At 58.5% G+C, this 15413-nt stretch carries 11 protein-coding genes and 4 tRNA genes; 5 read left to right on the top strand and 10 right to left on the bottom strand.

The features are described 5' to 3' along the window. Positions 1–34: 34 nt before the first annotated feature. The 6 genes from kdpA to I6L41_RS16730 form a co-directional block, all read right to left on the bottom strand. Positions 35–1729: a potassium-transporting ATPase subunit KdpA gene (kdpA, locus tag I6L41_RS16705; protein ID WP_216960161.1), complete on the bottom strand. Its 1695-nt coding sequence runs from the start codon at positions 1727–1729 to the stop codon at positions 35–37. A 562-nt stretch (positions 1730–2291) separates the two neighbouring features. After that, on the bottom strand, positions 2292–3641 hold the full coding sequence (gorA, locus tag I6L41_RS16710; RefSeq protein WP_216960164.1) for a glutathione-disulfide reductase: 1350 nt from the start codon (positions 3639–3641) through the stop codon (positions 2292–2294). Positions 3642–3717: 76 nt separating this feature from the next. Continuing rightward, positions 3718–5685, bottom strand: a complete 1968-nt coding sequence (locus I6L41_RS16715; protein ID WP_005357149.1) for an ATP-binding protein — start codon at positions 5683–5685, stop codon at positions 3718–3720. A gap of 118 nt (positions 5686–5803) precedes the next feature. Next, a complete protein-coding gene (locus tag I6L41_RS16720) occupies positions 5804–8884 on the bottom strand; it encodes a multidrug efflux RND transporter permease subunit (protein WP_005355755.1) in 3081 nt (1026 codons plus the stop codon). 15 nt (positions 8885–8899) lie between these two features. Next, positions 8900–10033, bottom strand: a complete 1134-nt coding sequence (locus I6L41_RS16725; RefSeq protein WP_005339268.1) for an efflux RND transporter periplasmic adaptor subunit — start codon at positions 10031–10033, stop codon at positions 8900–8902. After that, complete coding sequence (locus I6L41_RS16730; RefSeq protein WP_005339267.1) at positions 10030–10626, bottom strand: TetR/AcrR family transcriptional regulator; 597 nt, start codon at positions 10624–10626, stop codon at positions 10030–10032. The genes I6L41_RS16725 and I6L41_RS16730 overlap by 4 nt, the downstream gene beginning before the upstream one ends. A 232-nt stretch (positions 10627–10858) precedes the next feature. Here I6L41_RS16730 and I6L41_RS16735 point away from each other — a divergent pair. The 5 genes from I6L41_RS16735 (at position 10859) to I6L41_RS16755 (ending at position 12016) form a co-directional block, all read left to right on the top strand. After that, a tRNA-Arg gene (locus I6L41_RS16735) sits at positions 10859–10935 on the top strand. A gap of 51 nt (positions 10936–10986) precedes the next feature. Then, positions 10987–11062: transfer RNA gene (locus tag I6L41_RS16740), tRNA-His, on the top strand. A gap of 20 nt (positions 11063–11082) precedes the next feature. Continuing rightward, positions 11083–11168, top strand: a tRNA-Leu gene (locus I6L41_RS16745). Between the two features lie 76 nt (positions 11169–11244). Next, positions 11245–11321, top strand: a tRNA-Pro gene (locus I6L41_RS16750). A 179-nt stretch (positions 11322–11500) separates the two neighbouring features. Beyond that, on the top strand, positions 11501–12016 hold the full coding sequence (locus I6L41_RS16755) for a ricin-type beta-trefoil lectin domain protein (RefSeq protein WP_216960166.1): 516 nt from the start codon (positions 11501–11503) through the stop codon (positions 12014–12016). Between the two features lie 34 nt (positions 12017–12050). Here the strand turns inward: I6L41_RS16755 and I6L41_RS16760 are convergent, their stop codons facing one another. The 4 genes from I6L41_RS16760 to trmH all read right to left on the bottom strand — a co-directional run bounded on the left by I6L41_RS16760 (position 12051) and on the right by trmH (position 15386). After that, positions 12051–12866, bottom strand: coding sequence for a Cof-type HAD-IIB family hydrolase (locus tag I6L41_RS16760; protein WP_216960169.1), 816 nt, complete (start codon positions 12864–12866; stop codon positions 12051–12053). Between the two features lie 89 nt (positions 12867–12955). Then, positions 12956–13996, bottom strand: coding sequence for an alpha/beta fold hydrolase (locus I6L41_RS16765; protein ID WP_216960171.1), 1041 nt, complete (start codon positions 13994–13996; stop codon positions 12956–12958). Continuing rightward, a complete protein-coding gene (locus tag I6L41_RS16770; RefSeq protein ID WP_216960173.1) occupies positions 13996–14655 on the bottom strand; it encodes a CatB-related O-acetyltransferase in 660 nt (219 codons plus the stop codon). Before I6L41_RS16770 ends, I6L41_RS16765 begins: the two co-directional genes overlap by 1 nt. Continuing rightward, positions 14655–15386, bottom strand: coding sequence for a tRNA (guanosine(18)-2'-O)-methyltransferase TrmH (gene trmH / locus I6L41_RS16775; RefSeq protein ID WP_216960175.1), 732 nt, complete (start codon positions 15384–15386; stop codon positions 14655–14657). Before trmH ends, I6L41_RS16770 begins: the two co-directional genes overlap by 1 nt. Between the last annotated feature and the right edge of the window lie 27 nt (positions 15387–15413).

A 15413-nucleotide genomic window follows, 5' to 3' on the forward strand; every position in this document is an offset into this window, starting at 1 on the left:
GGCATCCGGATGGTGATCGACAGGGTCAGGTTCATCAGAATGCACCTCCGATCAGACTCAGATGTTCAGCCACTGGGCCCAGTGCCAGTACCGGCAGGAAGGATAGGCCACCTATCAGCAGGACAGTGATGATCAGCAGGGTAACGAACAGCGGGCCGCTGATGGGGAAGTCCCCTTCGCTCGTCTCCTGACGGGGCGCGCGGGCCAGCTGACCGGCAATGGCCAGTACCGGAATGATGTAGCCGAAGCGACCGAGCAGCATGGCCAGACCGATGGCGATGCACTGCCAGTTGTCACCGGCGGCAAAACCGGCGAAGGCGGAGCCGTTGTTGCCGGCAGCCGAGGCGTAGGCATAGATGAGGCGTGACAGACCGTGCGGGCCATCATGGCCGATGATGGTGCTGGCATCCGGCATCAGCAGGGTGATACCACCGATCACCAAAACACCGACCGGCATTACCAGCATGCTGGCGACCACCCACTTCATCTCGGTGATACCGAGCCGTTTGCCCAGATAGGTCGGGGTACGTCCCACCATCAGGCCGCACAGGAACACGGTCAGCAACACGAACAGCATCATGCCGTAAAGACCGGAGCCGACGCCGCCGAAGATAACCTCGCCCAGCAGCATATTGATCATGCCCACCATGCCACCGAGCGGAGTAAAGCTGTCGTGCATGGCATTGACGGCACCGTTGGAGGCGGCAGTAGTCGCCACTTCCCAGATGCTGGAGAGCACAGGGCCGAAGCGGCTCTCCTTGCCTTCCCAGTTGCCAGTCATGTTGCTGGCGTCAGTGGTGAGCTGGGCGAGGGCGTGATCCGGTTTCAGCTCCTGGGAGAGGGAGACGAAGAGCCCCAGCACCAGCATGAGGGTCATGGCGCCGAGAATGGCGCGGCTGTGGGCCATGTCTTTCACATAGCGGCCCAGAGTAAAGACCATGGCGGCGGCGATGGTAAGCAGGGCGACCATCTCCAGCCAGTTGGAGAGGGCGGTCGGGTTCTCGAACGGATGTGCCGAGTTGATGCCGAAGAAGCCGCCGCCGTTGGAGCCCAGCTGCTTGATGGCGATCTGAGAGGCCGCCGGGCCGAGGGGCAGCAGCTGCTCCTGACCTTCCACACCGTGGAACGGCAGATAGGCGGAGAGGCTTTGCGGCACCCCTTGCCATACCAGCACCAGCGCCATGATCAGCGCGATGGGCAGCAGCACATAGAGGCAGAAGCGCACCAGATCCTGCCAGAAGTTGCCAAGGTTGATGGTCTGCTGACGGGCGATACCGCGGAACAGGGCAATGGCGACGGCTGCGCCCGTCCCTGCGGAGACGAAGTTCTGGGTGGTCAGGCCCACCATCTGGCTGAAGTAGGAGAGGCTGGCCTCACCGGAATAGGCTTGCCAGTTGGTGTTGGTCATAAAGCTGACTGCGGTGTTGAAGGCGAGTTGCCAGCTCAGACCCGGCAGTTGTTGCGGGTTGAGGGGCAGCAACCCCTGCGCCATCAGGATCAGGAACAGCAGACCGAAACCGGCGCCGTTGAAGGCCAGCAGGCTGAGGGCGTAGGACTTCCAGTTCTGCTCCCGCCCATCGGTGCCACAGCAAGCCAGTGTGGCGCGCTCGACCGGTGCCAACCAGCGGATTTTGCCTTCAAATACCCGGTAGATGTAGTTGCCCAGCAGCGGTGCCGGCAGCAGAACCAGCAGCACGAAGGCCACCGGATAGATTATTTCTTGCCACATGTTCTAGTTCCTCACTCGTGGTCACGGTGCGTCAGGGCACGCATTGGATTGCTCACGAGGCTCGGCAGTTTGCTGGCCACCGGGTAGATAATTTCTTGCTGCATATAGGTAGTCCCTCACTCGTGACTGCGCGTGAGTGCGCGCATCAGATAGGCCATCAAGGCGAGGACGAGCAGCAGATATAGCCAATTCATATCGACTCCATTGAGATAATTAGCTGCGAGAGCCGATGTAAGACCATATCGACTCTGTTGGTGTCATTGACGCTGAAAAGGGTATGTAAAACAGGCGTAAAGGCGCCATAAAGCGCCATGTGGCAGGCGTAAAATCGGCGTAAAGAACGACGGATTTGCGAGAGAAATAGCGAGGAGGGATCAAAAAACCCGGCCTGATCCGGGTTTGGGAGAAGGGGTTAGATGGTTGTCGAAGCCGGCTCCTCGTGAAAGGTCAACTTCAAACGTACCTATCGCATTGTCACGAACTCTTCAGCGCTGGTGGGATGAGGCATGGGAACGCAGTTGTTGAAGTTGGCCTGATAATGACAGGCCAACTTCATCTGCCCTTAACGCATAGTGACGAACTCTTCTGCACTGGTCGGATGGATAGCCACGCAGTTGTCGAAATCAGCCTTGGTGGCACCCATCTTCATGGCGACGCCGAAACCTTGCAGGATCTCGTCCATCGCAAAGCCGATACCGTGCAAACCGACCACCTTCTCTTCCGGGCCGACGCAGACCAGCTTCATCCGGGTGGGCTGGCGATGCTGGGTCAGCGCAGAGTACATGGCGGTGAACTGGCTGCGGTAGACCTTCACCTGGTCCTCGCCGTATTCGGCGATGGCTTCCGGTTCGGTCAGGCCTATGGTGCCGATGGGCGGGTGGCTGAACACCACGGTCGGCACCAGATCGTAGTTGAGGTGCTCGTTCGGCTTGTTGTTGAACAGCCGTTCGGAGAGGCGACGGCCCGCAGCGACGGCCACCGGGGTGAGCTGGATGCGACCCGTGTTGTCACCCACTGCATAGATGTTGGCGACGGCGGTGTTCTGGAACTTGTCGGTCGGGATAAAGCCCTTCTCGTCCAGCGCGATGCCTGCGGCAGCCAGATTGAGGTTGTCGGTAGCCGGTACCCGGCCGATGGCCCAGATCAGGCAGTCGACGGTGAGGTGGCGACCATCTTCCAGTTGCAGGGTCAGGCTGTTGTCAGCGTTTTTGAGCACGGCTTTGGGAATGGCGTGGGTGTGCAGCTTGGGCCCTTCCTGCGCCATGATTTCGACCAGTGTCTCGTGGATCATGGGGTCGAAGTTGCGCAGCGGCGCGTGCTTGCGCACCACCAGATGGGTCTCTGAGCCGAGCGCCTGCATCACCCCTGCGATCTCGACTGCGATGTAGCCCGCACCCACCACAGCAACCCGCTTGGGTTGGCTTTGCAGGTCAAAGAAACCGTCGGAGTCGATACCCAGCTCGGCTCCCGGGATCGCCGGAATTTCCGGGCGGCCACCGGTAGCGATCAGAATGTGATCGGCCGTGTAGCGCTCGCCATTGACCTCGATGGTGTTGCTGCTGACGAAGCGGGCGAAGCCCTTGATGACGGTGATCTGGTTCTTGCCCAGCACGTTCTGGTAGGACTGGTGGATGCGGCCTATGTAGGCCTGGCGGGACTCGACCAGCTTGGCCCAGTTGAAGTGGTTGAGGGTGGTGTCAAAGCCGTAGTCGGCGCCATATTTCAGGGCATCGGCGATCTGGCCGGCATACCACATGGCCTTCTTCGGTACGCAGCCTACGTTGACGCAGGTTCCACCCAACTCTTTGGCTTCAATCAGGGCAACTTTCTTACCGTACATGGCAGCCCGGTTGGCAGAAGCAATACCGCCGCTGCCGCCGCCGATGGCGATATAGTCAAAATGCTGTGCCATTACGAGGTTCTCCGCTCATTAAGAATGCAATCACAGCATGATGGGGATAAAGCGGCTGGCTCACAAGAGCCAGCGCTCAGTTATGTTGGATCGGCAGGCGAATATGGAACTGGGCGCCCTGGCCCGGTTCGCTGGCACAGCTGATACGGCCTTTCAGCAGTTGCACCACTAGGTTGTAGATGATGTGTGTGCCCAGACCGCTGCCGCCCTGACCCCGCTTGGAGGTGACGAAGGGATCGAAGATGCGCGGCAAGATTTCGGGCGGGATGCCGCGGCCGTTGTCCGAGTAGTCGATAAACAGCTCTTCTCCCTGCTGTTCCACCTTGATGGTGATCTTCTTCGGTTTGTCCCAGTTGTCGAACCCGTGGTTGATGGAGTTGAGGATCAGGTTCGAGTAGATTTGGGTAAAACTGCCCGGGAAGGAGAAGATCGACAGCTTGGGATCGCACTGGATATCCACTTCGCACTGGCTCTTCTTCAGTTTGTGGCCAAGCGAGACCACTACCTGATGGAGGTTGTCGGCGAGACTGAAGTTGTAGCGCGCTTCCGATGACTGATCGACCGCTACCTGTTTGAAGCTGGCAATCAGCTCGGAGGCGCGCCGCAGGTTGCTCTGCAGCAGCTGCATCGATTCGTCGAGGTTGACGGTGAACTCGTTGAGATAGGAGCGCGACAGCTGCTTGGAGTCGATATGGGACTTGAAGTCGGCGACCCGCTCTTGCAGGTAGGAGGAGGCGGTCACGCTGATGCCGATCGGAGTGTTGATCTCGTGTGCCACCCCGGCTACCAGCGAGCCGAGGGAGGCCATCTTCTCGGACTCCACAAGGGTCTGCTGGGCCTGTTTCAGGTCGTCGTACGCCTTGCCGAGCTGGTTGTTGGCTTCGCTCAGGCTGCGGGTACGCTCCACCACCTTGCCCTCCAGCTGCTCGTTGAGCTGGATTATCTCCCGCTCGACCTTTTTCAGCTGGGTGATGTCGTAGCCGAAGCCGATCTGGTACTTGAGGTTGGGACCATCGTAGAAGGGGACGAAGGTCCATTGCAGTACCAGCTCATGGGCCTGCTGGTCATGCATGATGACCTCTTTGTCTGACAGTGAACCTTCCGCTGCCAGAATATCGTTCAGCTCTTCCCGTTGCGCCGGGCTGACAAAGAGATCCAGCCAGTTGTGCTGCAACAGCTCCTGCTGGTGGTAGCCGGTCAGCAGTATGGCTGCCGGGTTGATGCTGGCGATGGTCAAATCCGGTTCCATGCAGCAGATGACCATGTTGGCGGAGTTGATCAGGGTGGCGGAGAAGTCCCGCTCCTTTTGCAGCTGTTCCACCGCCTGATGGCGGGCAACCAGCTCGTCACGCAGTCGGGTTCGCATCTGGTTGAGGGTGGAGACCAGGGTATCCAGCTCATCGGGTTTCTTGCGTGGCTGCGGGCGGCCTTCCAGCTCCAGCGCCATGTCGAGCCGATCGAGGTTGAACTTCTGGGCGTAGTTGGCGATGCGGTTGATGTGCCTGACCACAAGATAGTAAATGATGATCAGGATGCAAAATGAGACTACCAGGGTCTTGATGGTCTGGCTGACCATGATCAGCACCGATTTTTCGATGAGGCGCTGGTAGATCTGCTCGAGAGAGGCGGCAACGAACAGCTTGCCGACAATCTCCCCCTGATAGGTGAGGTTGAATTCTCGGGAGATATCATAGCTTTCCCGCTCGACCCCCTGGGTCAGCAGCGGGACTTCGGAGTTGCCGAGCATCTCCTTGACCATCACGAACTGCATATTGGGCAGGTTCATGATCCCTTCAATTTGCACTTTGACCTGCTCTTCATCCAGGTTCCACAAGCTGGCGGCGATGGGTTGCAGGAACGAGGCCTCGATCTGGCCGATGCTGTCTTCGATGACGGCAACATCCTTGCGGTAATCCCAGGCGAGTTGCAGCGCCGTAATGATCATCGCCAATACGGTACTGCAGACCAGAATGTAGGAGAGCAGGCGATATGAGAGTCCGTTGCGGCCTACGGCCCTGGCGGTCTTGGTGAAGAGTCCTGACATGGCGTCCTTGCGGTCTGGATGTGGTGTTTTTTAGTTTAACTGCTTCATGCACTTATGTCGTCTTTCCTGCGAAGCATAAAAAAGGCCCCGTATCGGGGCCTTTGCATGTGATTGATGATTAATGTCCGCCGTTTGCTTTGGGCGGAATGGTTTCATCGAATACCGGCAAGGGTTTGTGCTCGGAAGCCAGATAGGTGTAGATCACCGGCAGCACGAACAGGGTGAACAGGGTACCGATGGCAAGACCTGCCACGATGACGATACCGATGCTGAACCGTTGTGCCGCACCGGCGCCAGCGGCGTAGAGCAGCGGGATCAGACCGGCAATCATGGCGGCCGTAGTCATCAGGATCGGACGCAGACGCACCTTGGCGGCCTGCATAACGGCTTCCATCCGGTTCATGCCACGCAGTAGCTGCTCTTCCTTCGCTACTTCACAGATCAGGATACCGTGCTTGGTAATCAGACCCACCAGGGTGATGAGGCCCACCTGGGAGTAGATGTTCATGGTCGCCATACCCCATGCCAGGGCAATCAAGGCCCCGCTGATGGCGAGCGGTACAGAGACCATGATGACCAGCGGGTCACGCACCGACTCGAACTGGATTGCCAGCACCAGGAAGATGATGGCCAGTGCCAGCGCGAAGGTGGCATAGAGCGCATTGCCTTCGGTGACGAACTGACGGGCTTCACCCATGAAGTCGTAACGGTAGCCTTGCGGCAGCTTCTCGTCGGCGGTGGTTTGGAACCAGTTGATCGCATCACCCATGGCCACGCCCGGAGCCGGAACGGCGCCTATGGTGGCGGAGTTCAGCTGGTTGAAGTGGGGCAGGGCGCGGGGCTCGCCAACCACTTCAATGCTGATCAGGCTGCCGAGCGGTATCGACTTGCCGTCTGCGGCCCGCACGTAGTAGCCCTTGATGGACTCCGGATTGAGACGGTACTTGCGCTCGACCTGCGGGATCACCTCGTAGGAACGGCCATCCAGGTCGATACGGTTGACGTAACCGTCCGCCATCATGGTGCCCATGGTGATACCTATATCCTGCATGGTGATGCCGTAGGCACCCGCCTTGTCCTTGTCGATGCGGATCTTCATGGTGGCGGAGTCGTAGTTCAGATCGAGATCCGAATAGACGAACTGACCGTTACTCTGCGCCGCTGCCAGAATTTCCCCGGCCACCAGGAACAGGCTTTCGAAGCTGTTCGGGGTGGTGATGACGAACTGGATTGGCAGACCACTCGATGCACCCGGCAGTTCCGGGAACTGGAAGGTGGTGATGGCCATACCCGGGATGTCTTTCACCAGATTGGCGACCCGGTCCAGCACCTCTTTCTGGCTCGCTTCACGCTGGCTCCAGGGCACCATGGAGGCGATACCGAACGCCTGGTTGGCATTGAACACCCCTGAGAATACCTGGGAGAAGGCGATCTCGGGCTGGTCGTCCAGGATCTTGTTCACATCCGCCATGGTGTTTTCGATGTAGTCCAGGTTGGCGTTGGACGGTGCGGTACCCAGCACGGCCATTACCCCCTTGTCCTCTGACGGTGCCAGTTCGCTCGGGATGAACTTGAACAGCAGCGGCAGGCTGGCGAACACGATGACGGCGAATACCACGATGACGGGGCGCTTTTTCATCACGGCGTGCAGCATGCTGTCGTAGCGATCGGTCATCCGTTCCAGCAGGTGGTGGACTGTGCTCTCGAATTTGCCCGGCTGCTCGTTGGCCTTGAGCATCTTGGAACACATCATCGGTGACAGAGTCAGGGCGATGATGCCCGAGACGAACACGGCACCGGCCAAGGTCAGGGCAAACTCCTTGAACAGGGAGCCGGTGATGCCCCCCATCAGGGCGATAGGGGCGTATACCGCCGCCAGAGTAACCGTCATGGCGATAACCGGCACCGCAATTTCACGGGTACCGATAATGGCGGCCCGGAAGGGCTCTTCACCCTCCTTGATGTGGCGGTCCACGTTCTCCAGCACCACGATGGCGTCATCCACCACCAGACCGATCGCCAGCACCATCGCCAGCAGGGTCATCAGGTTTATCGAGAAGCCGAACATATCCATCATCATCACTACGCCGATAAGACTGAGCGGAATGGTGATGATCGGGATGATGACCGCGCGGAACGAACCGAGGAACAGGGTAATGACCACCAGAACGATGGCGGCTGCCTCCAGGATGGTCTTGATAACCTCGTGGATGGACTCGTTGATCGCCACGGTGGAGTCATACATCACGTTGAGACGCATGGTGCTCGGCATATTGCGCTCAAGGCTCGGCAGCAACGCCAGCACATCGTGGGCGATGTTGATGGGGTTGGCTGTCGGCGCGGCGTTGACCGCCATGACCACTGCTTCGCGGCCATTGGCGCTGGCGCGATAGATGTCGTGGCTCTTCTCGAGGGTCACCTTGGCAATGTCGGAAAGGCGGATCACCTTGCCGTCACGGGTAGCAACAACCAGACGCTTCAGCTCGTCGACATCCTTGACCTGGGTCTCGGCGTTGCCGTTGAACAGGGTGAAGTAACCGGTCGCCTGACCTGTCGCGGACTGATAGTTGTTGCTGTTGAGCACCGTCATCACGTCACTGGCCGTCAGGTTGAAGGCCGCCATCTTGGCCGGATCCAGCCATACCCGCAGGGCAAACTCGACACCGCCGTAGAGGTCAACCTTGGAGACCCCGCCCACGGTAAAGAGCTGCGGTTTGATAACCCGCTCCAGATAGTCGGTGATCTGGCTGGAGTTGAGCTCCGGGCTGGTAAAGCCGAGGTAGAGCACCGCCGTGGTTGAACCGGTGGAGGAGGTGACCGACGGGTCTTCCGCCTCTTTCGGCAACTGGGAGCGCACCGAGTTCACCTTCGCCAGGATGTCGGACAGCGCGGCGTTGGGGTCGGTGTTGAGCTTCATGTACGCAGTGATGGTGGAGCTGCCCAGCTGGCTGGAGGAGGTCATGAAGTCGATGTTGTCGGCTTGCGCGACCGCCTGTTCCAGCGGTTGGGTGATGAACCCCTGGATCAGATCAGAACTGGCGCCATAGTAGCCAGTGCTGACGGTGATCACCGTGTTGGTCACCTCGGGGTATTCCCGTACCTGCATCTTGAAGATGGCCTGAAAGCCCAGCAAGGCGATCAGGAAGCTGAGCGAGATCGCCAGCACAGGCCGTTTTATAAATATGTCAGTAAATCGCATCGCAGATCTCCGCGCTTACAGCATCGGGGTTTGTGCCGGAACGGCCAGGGCATCGTTCTCGACCACATGCACCTTGGTGTCGTTGCTCAGGCGAACCTGACCCGACAGTACGATCTGGTCACCGGCCTGGATGCCGGAGAGCACATGCACATCGTTGCCACGGCGCTCACCGGCCTTGACCACAACCTGCTTGGCTCGCAGCACTTTCACCTTGTTCCCCTCTTTGTCGGTCTCTTCGCCCTCTTTGAGCACGTAGACGTTCTGACCGTAAAGGGTGAAGGAGATAGCGCTCTGCGGGATCACGATCTGATCTTTCACCGTCGGCAGAATGATGCTGGCGCGGGCGAACATACCGGAACGGAGCTGGCCATCGTTGTTCGGAATGTCTGCCTGTACCTGGATCAGGCCGCTCTGGAAGTTGACCGCAGGCTCGATGGCGGTGATATGACCGTCAAACTGGGTTTGCGGATAGGCATCCACATTGATCTTGATGGTCTGGCCCAGCTTGATTTTGGAGATATCGGTCTGGGGCACGGTGAAGCGCAGGCGCATCACGCTGGTATCCTCCAGGCGCACGATATCTGTGCCCGGCTGCAGATACTGACCGAGGAACACATTGCGCAGGCCGACCACGCCGCTAAAGGGCGCACGGACTTCACGACGGGCAATGGTCGCCTTCAGACTCTCGATATCCGCTTCCAGCGAGCGATAGGCCGCTTCCGCCTCATCCAGCTGCTCTTTGGAGATGGAGCTGGTCTTGTAGAGGTTCTGGAAACGATCGAACTTGGCTTTTGCCGCCGGCAGCTTGGCCTGGGAGGCGCGCAGATTGGCCCGCTCCACGGTGGAGTCCAGGCTCAACAGCAGCTGGTCAGCCTTGACCGGTTTGCCCGACTCGAAGGTGATAGCATCAATGGTGCCGGCCAGTTCAGTGGAGAGGGTCACCCCCTGATTCGGCTCGATGAAGCCGATCGCTTCGATGGTCGGTACCCAATCCTGCGCCTTGGTCACCATGGCGGTGACAGGGAACTCGGGTTCCGGCCGGTTGGCCATATATTGGGCAATCATCTTCTGTTTGAACAAATTGAAGCCGATGACGCTGCCAAACAAGGCGATCGCTATCAGCAACATAATGGCCATCCACTTTTTCATGAACAGGCTCCTGAGGTGGAAAGATTGGGGGATAAAATGGCATTCCAGCTGGCCCGGATCGCGGTTTCCAACTGCGATTCGGTCAGCGTGATGTTGTGCACCCTGCACTGCAGGGCCAGATGCATGACACTGTCCAGACTCAACACCTGGAGTGCCCGTATCGGTAAATCAATAAACAATCCTTGTTCAACGCCCTGTTCAAAAAATCGGTCCAGAGGCTCCCAGGCAGCCAGAATGACAGGATTGGTCTCCAATTCTGCCCCTAGCGGAGAGCTCTCGTACTGCAATTTGCACCGGATAGCGTTGGGTTCGTTAACAAAAATGGCATGAATATTGAGCCATAATTGGCGAAATTGTTGAAATGAAACTTTATCGATTGCTACATCGGCCATGACCATGGGCACACACTGCAAGATAGTGTGCTGGTGCAGTTGCCGGATCAGATCATCCTTGTCGCCGAAGTAACGATAGATGGTGCCGGTGGCAACATTGGCCTTCTTGGCGACTTCTGCAATCGACAGACCATGAAAACCCCGTTCACCCAGCACCTCATGGGCCGCGTTGAAGATGCTCTCTTTTTTATCCAGAATCATCAGTGTGACTTTCGATTGAATGAACGTTCATTCATTCTAGATGGGCATCAAATCAAGTCAAGGCAGCAAGGCGATTTGCGACTGTGATCTGCCCCTTTTCGGCTGTCAGCAGGGGAATAGTGGAAGAAAAGTGCGCAATGTGCTTGAAAAAACAACGAACAGTGCTTCGGTGACAGAAAAGTGTAGACAAACCAGCAACCATCATTAATAATGCGCCCCGTTCGACAGCGTAGCGCCCGTAGCTCAGCTGGATAGAGCGCTGCCCTCCGGAGGCAGAGGTCACAGGTTCGAATCCTGTCGGGCGCACCATAAAAAGTGCGTCGGTTAAACGGGCGTTGTTGTGGAACGAAAGCAGCTGTGGTGGCTGTAGCTCAGTTGGTAGAGTCCCGGATTGTGATTCCGGTTGTCGTGGGTTCGAGCCCCATCAGCCACCCCATTTTACAGCTTGTCATGTACGCGAAGGTGGCGGAATTGGTAGACGCGCTAGCTTCAGGTGTTAGTGCCCCCCGGGTGTGAGGGTTCGAGTCCCTCTCTTCGCACCATACTTGCTGTATGACGAGGATGACCATCAGGTCGTCTTTGTTTTTTTGAAGTAAACTATTTTGAAAGAAATAGCCTCGGTGATTAGCGCAGTCCGGTAGCGCATCTGGTTTGGGACCAGAGGGTCAAAGGTTCGAATCCTTTATCACCGACCACATTTAGAAAAACCTCGCTTCGGCGGGGTTTTTTGCTTTCTGGCCTCCGCTGGGCCAGTACTCTCTCCCTGTTACGTCTGTTTACACTCTATTTGGGCAGCGCGCCCTGCCTTTCGGTTATGCTTCAGCCTCGAGTCACTGACAACCGGATGTCATCGGCCCATTTCAGGCATTTTTCCATGAATAACAAAATTTCCTTTGCTTGCTCTCCCGCCCTGCTGGCTGCCTTGCTGCTGGGTGGCTGTACCATCAAGCCGCCATCCACCGATGTGATGATGGGCTCCATTGCATCACAACCGCAGGAGGAGCGTTCTCTCTCCCCCTTGCTGACCAGCGGTGATTTTTGCGTTGCGGTGTCCCAACAGAAGGTGTTGGCACAACCTTGCAGCGGAAAAGACGATCAACTGTTCGAGTGGGATCTGGGTGAGTTGCGCCTGCAGGATCTCTGTTTGCAAGCCAAAAACGACAGCGAAGTGATGCTGGCACCCTGTGACGGTCAGGCGCAGTGGGAGTGGCAGAAAGACAAGCTGTTCAACAGCAAGGTCTCCCGCTGCCTCGATGTGGCCGGGCGACGCCATACCCCCGGCACGCCGCTGCGGCTGGCTGAATGCTACGGCGGGGCGAACCAGAGCTTCAGCTGGCAGCGGCCCAATCCCTGGCTGGAAACCCTGAAAAAACAAAGCCTCACATGGTGAGGCCTTGTTGAATCGAATGTCGGGATGAAGAGGGTCAGGCTGCGCTGACGCTCTCCAGCTTGAACAGCTTCTCCAGATAGACGGCGACGCCATCTTCATCGGAGGTGAGGGTCTGCTCATACTCCGGCAGCGCCATTTTCAGGCGGTCATGGGCGTTGCCCATCACGATGCCGCGTCCCACCATGGTCAGCATCTCGAAGTCGTTCATGCCATCGCCGAAGGCGATCGCCTCGGACATATCGAACCCGTTCTGCTCCAGCACGGCTCGCACCGCATTACCCTTGTGGACGCCGGCGTGCATCACTTCGAGACAATCCGGCAGGGAGAAAGTGACGTTGAGCTGGTCGCCGTAGCGCTGGTTGAGGTGCGCCTCGATCTTCAGCAGCTTCTCGTGGTCGCCGATGTAGAAGACCTTGTTGATCTGCTCCATCGACTCCTGTTTCAGGTCATCGACCAGACGATAGGTGAAGCCGGACTCGTCGTGGAATTGCAGCAACCAGGGCAGCTCCTCCTCGACCACCCAGTCATCGCCCTGATAGACGTTGAGATGGATGGATGGGTCACGTTCGAGCGCAACCAGCTCGGCGGCGATGTCGGTCGGCAGCGGCTGGTTGAACACCAGTTTGCCCTGTTTGTCATGCACCACGGCGCCGTTGGAGGTGATGAGGTAGATATCCAGACCGAGCGCATCGCGGAAGCTGCGTACATCGACGTGGTGACGGCCGGTGGCGACCACGAATTTCACGCCCTGCTCAACCAGACGGCGGACGGTCTCCCGGGTACGGGAGGAGATCTGGTGCTGCTTGTTGAGCAGAGTTCCATCGAGATCGGATACAACTACCTTGAACATCTTTACCTCGGCATCAATTGAAAGCGGGGGCAGTTTACCCCAGCCTGCATGGTCACCCCATTTATTTAGGGTTACAAAAAATAGCCAGCCTAGTAGCGGGCGAAGAAATCGAGCATGGCGGTCAGCGCGGGCTGGCGCTTGTCGTCGGATTCGATGAAGAGCTCGTGCCAGGCCCCTTCAATCCGCAGCGGTTTGCCCCCTTCACAGCTGGCTTTGGTGCAAAACGCATCCTGCGCCGCGTTGTCCACCACGCTGTCGTTGCCAGCCTGCAGCAGCAGCAGCGGCGTCTTGATGGCGCCCGCATCGGCGATGGCGGCATCGGCACCGGTGATCCCCTGATAAATCCAGTGGGCAGTTGCCCCCCCCAGCTTGATCTGCGGGTGCTGCTCATAAATCTGGCGGAACGCCTGATAGCGGGACTGGCTGTGAGTCAGCTCGTTATCGGCAAAGCCATGGTCCTGATAGGGGCCCTGACCCGGCCCATAGGGTGGTTCGCCAAACCAGCCGCCGACCGTGCCTATAGTGGTGGCCAGTCCCCTGGCCAGCCATTTGGGCAGGCCGCCCAGATTGATGCCCAGCATGGGGGAGGAGAGCACGGCGGCGCGGATATCATCGGGCCAGCGCTCCAGATAGCGGGCCGAGATGGCCCCCCCCATGGAGTGAGCCAGCAGGAACAGCTTGGCGGGCTTGTCCGCCATGATTATCTGGTCGTGAAACTGCTTCATATCGACGACATAATCGTCGAACTGGTCGACATATCCCTTGTCATGGTCGCTCAGCATGCGGCCGGACATCCCCTGACCACGATGGTCGATAAGGTAGAGGCTGTAGCCCTGGCGCCAGAGATCCCATGCCAGCTCCTGATACTTGAGGTAGCTTTCAACCCGGCCGTTGACGATCAGGATGGCGCGATCAACCTTCTCCTGTCGCAGCGCGGCATAGCGGATGGAGACGCCATCCTTGCCCTTGAACTCTCCTTCTATGGCATGCTGGCGCCAGAAGTCGGGCAGGGTTTGCTGGTAGAGGGTGGGCACATCGGCTTCGCTGGTCAACGCATAGGGATTGGTCACGGCAAGGGCTCCGGCAGAAAACAGGGTCAGGGCCAACAGGGGAATAGAGAGGAATTTCATCAGGCACACTCCGTTTGCCAGTATTGATAAAGCATTGCGATGTCACCGGAGCAGAGCAGCGACATGGCGTGTTGCAGAGTGGGCAGGGGCCAGTCCCACCACTGCATCTCTTGCAGCATGGCGATCTGCTCATCGCTGAAACGGCGGCGGATCGGCTGGGCCGGATTGCCGCCGACTATGGTGTAAGGGGCCACATCTTTGGTCACCACGGCGCGGGTGGCGATGACGGCGCCATCACCTATGGTGATGCCGGGCATGATCATCGCTTCCGAGCCGATCCAGACATCGTTGCCGATCCGGGTATCTCCTTTGCGCAGAAAGCCACTGCGGGCCCCTTCGCCAAAGGTATCGGGGTTGAACGGGAAGGTGGAGACCCAATCCAGCCGGTGGCCCTGATTGCCTGCCAGCATGAAGGTGGCGCCCGAGGCGATGGAGCAGAACTTGCCGATGATCAGCCGATCCACCTCGCCCCAGAGGCCGCTCTCCCAGGTTTCGCGGGTCGAGCCATCGCCGAGCAGGTAGCGGACGCAGTGATCCTCGAACGGCTTGCCGTGGTAGTAGCCGGAGTAGTAGCTGTAGTCGCCGGCCTCTATGTTCGGGTTGGTCAGGTGATCCCGGATGATTTGCGATTCCAGCCAGCTGCCAAAAGGGTTCTCCATCACGTCTCCTGTAGGTCGTCCTGCTCGATCTGCTGGGCCCAGCCTTTGCGGGTCAGTTGCATCCGCTGCCACCACTCTTCGTCTGCCAGGATTTCACCGGCCGGGCCGAGCTGGGGGTAGGGCATCTCTTTCTCTTTGCAGAGCTGGGCATAGATGGGATAACCCCCCTCGAACAGGATGCTGTTCTGCTCCTCCAGCGTGAGCGGGCAGCCGCGTTGATAGCAACCGGCCAGCTCGCGCTGGCGCTGCGCCTCGTAGAGGATGGCGGCTGCGGCCACCGAGACGTTGAGGGACTGCACCATGCCCACCATGGGGATGACGATATGGTGATCGGCCAGCGCCAGCGCCTCTTCGCCGATGCCGTGTTTCTCCTGTCCCACCAGAATGGCGGTCGGTTTGGTGTAGTCGATGGTGCGAAAATCGACCGAGCTGTCGGAGAGGTGGGTTGCCAGGATCTGCATGCCGGAGGCTTTCAGCTCGGCGACTGCGCTGCCGATATCCGGGTGCAGTTTTACATCCACCCAGTTCTGGCTGCCGCGGGCGGTGCCCTTGCGCTTGTGGATCCAGGTTTTGGGCCAGACGGCGTGTACCCGGTGGATACCGATGGCATCGGCGGTACGCACGATGGCGGCCAGATTGTGAGGTTTGTGGACCTCTTCCATGCAGACGGTCAAATCGAGCTGACGCTGGGCCAGCATGTCGGTGATGCGCTTGAAGCGTTCGGGGGTCATGGTTGTCTCTTAAAAAGCAGCAGGCGG

The organism is Aeromonas sp. FDAARGOS 1411, from assembly GCF_019047125.1.
GTDB lineage: Bacteria > Pseudomonadota > Gammaproteobacteria > Enterobacterales > Aeromonadaceae > Aeromonas > Aeromonas veronii.

What these genes read in the sequence shown, in the direction of transcription:
- kdpA (WP_216960161.1), bottom strand. Translation starts at nt 1,729, where the DNA reads ATGTGGCAAGAAATAATCTATCCGGTGGCCTTCGTGCTGCTGGTTCTG.
- I6L41_RS16730 (WP_005339267.1), bottom strand. Translation starts at nt 10,626, where the DNA reads ATGATTCTGGATAAAAAAGAGAGCATCTTCAACGCGGCCCATGAGGTG.
- I6L41_RS16725 (WP_005339268.1), bottom strand. Translation starts at nt 10,033, where the DNA reads ATGAAAAAGTGGATGGCCATTATGTTGCTGATAGCGATCGCCTTGTTT.
- I6L41_RS16765 (WP_216960171.1), bottom strand. Translation starts at nt 13,996, where the DNA reads ATGAAATTCCTCTCTATTCCCCTGTTGGCCCTGACCCTGTTTTCTGCC.
- I6L41_RS16755 (WP_216960166.1), top strand. Translation starts at nt 11,501, where the DNA reads ATGAATAACAAAATTTCCTTTGCTTGCTCTCCCGCCCTGCTGGCTGCC.
- trmH (WP_216960175.1), bottom strand. Translation starts at nt 15,386, where the DNA reads ATGACCCCCGAACGCTTCAAGCGCATCACCGACATGCTGGCCCAGCGT.
- I6L41_RS16760 (WP_216960169.1), bottom strand. Translation starts at nt 12,866, where the DNA reads ATGTTCAAGGTAGTTGTATCCGATCTCGATGGAACTCTGCTCAACAAG.
- I6L41_RS16720 (WP_005355755.1), bottom strand. Translation starts at nt 8,884, where the DNA reads ATGCGATTTACTGACATATTTATAAAACGGCCTGTGCTGGCGATCTCG.
- I6L41_RS16715 (WP_005357149.1), bottom strand. Translation starts at nt 5,685, where the DNA reads ATGTCAGGACTCTTCACCAAGACCGCCAGGGCCGTAGGCCGCAACGGA.
- I6L41_RS16770 (WP_216960173.1), bottom strand. Translation starts at nt 14,655, where the DNA reads ATGGAGAACCCTTTTGGCAGCTGGCTGGAATCGCAAATCATCCGGGAT.
- gorA (WP_216960164.1), bottom strand. Translation starts at nt 3,641, where the DNA reads ATGGCACAGCATTTTGACTATATCGCCATCGGCGGCGGCAGCGGCGGT.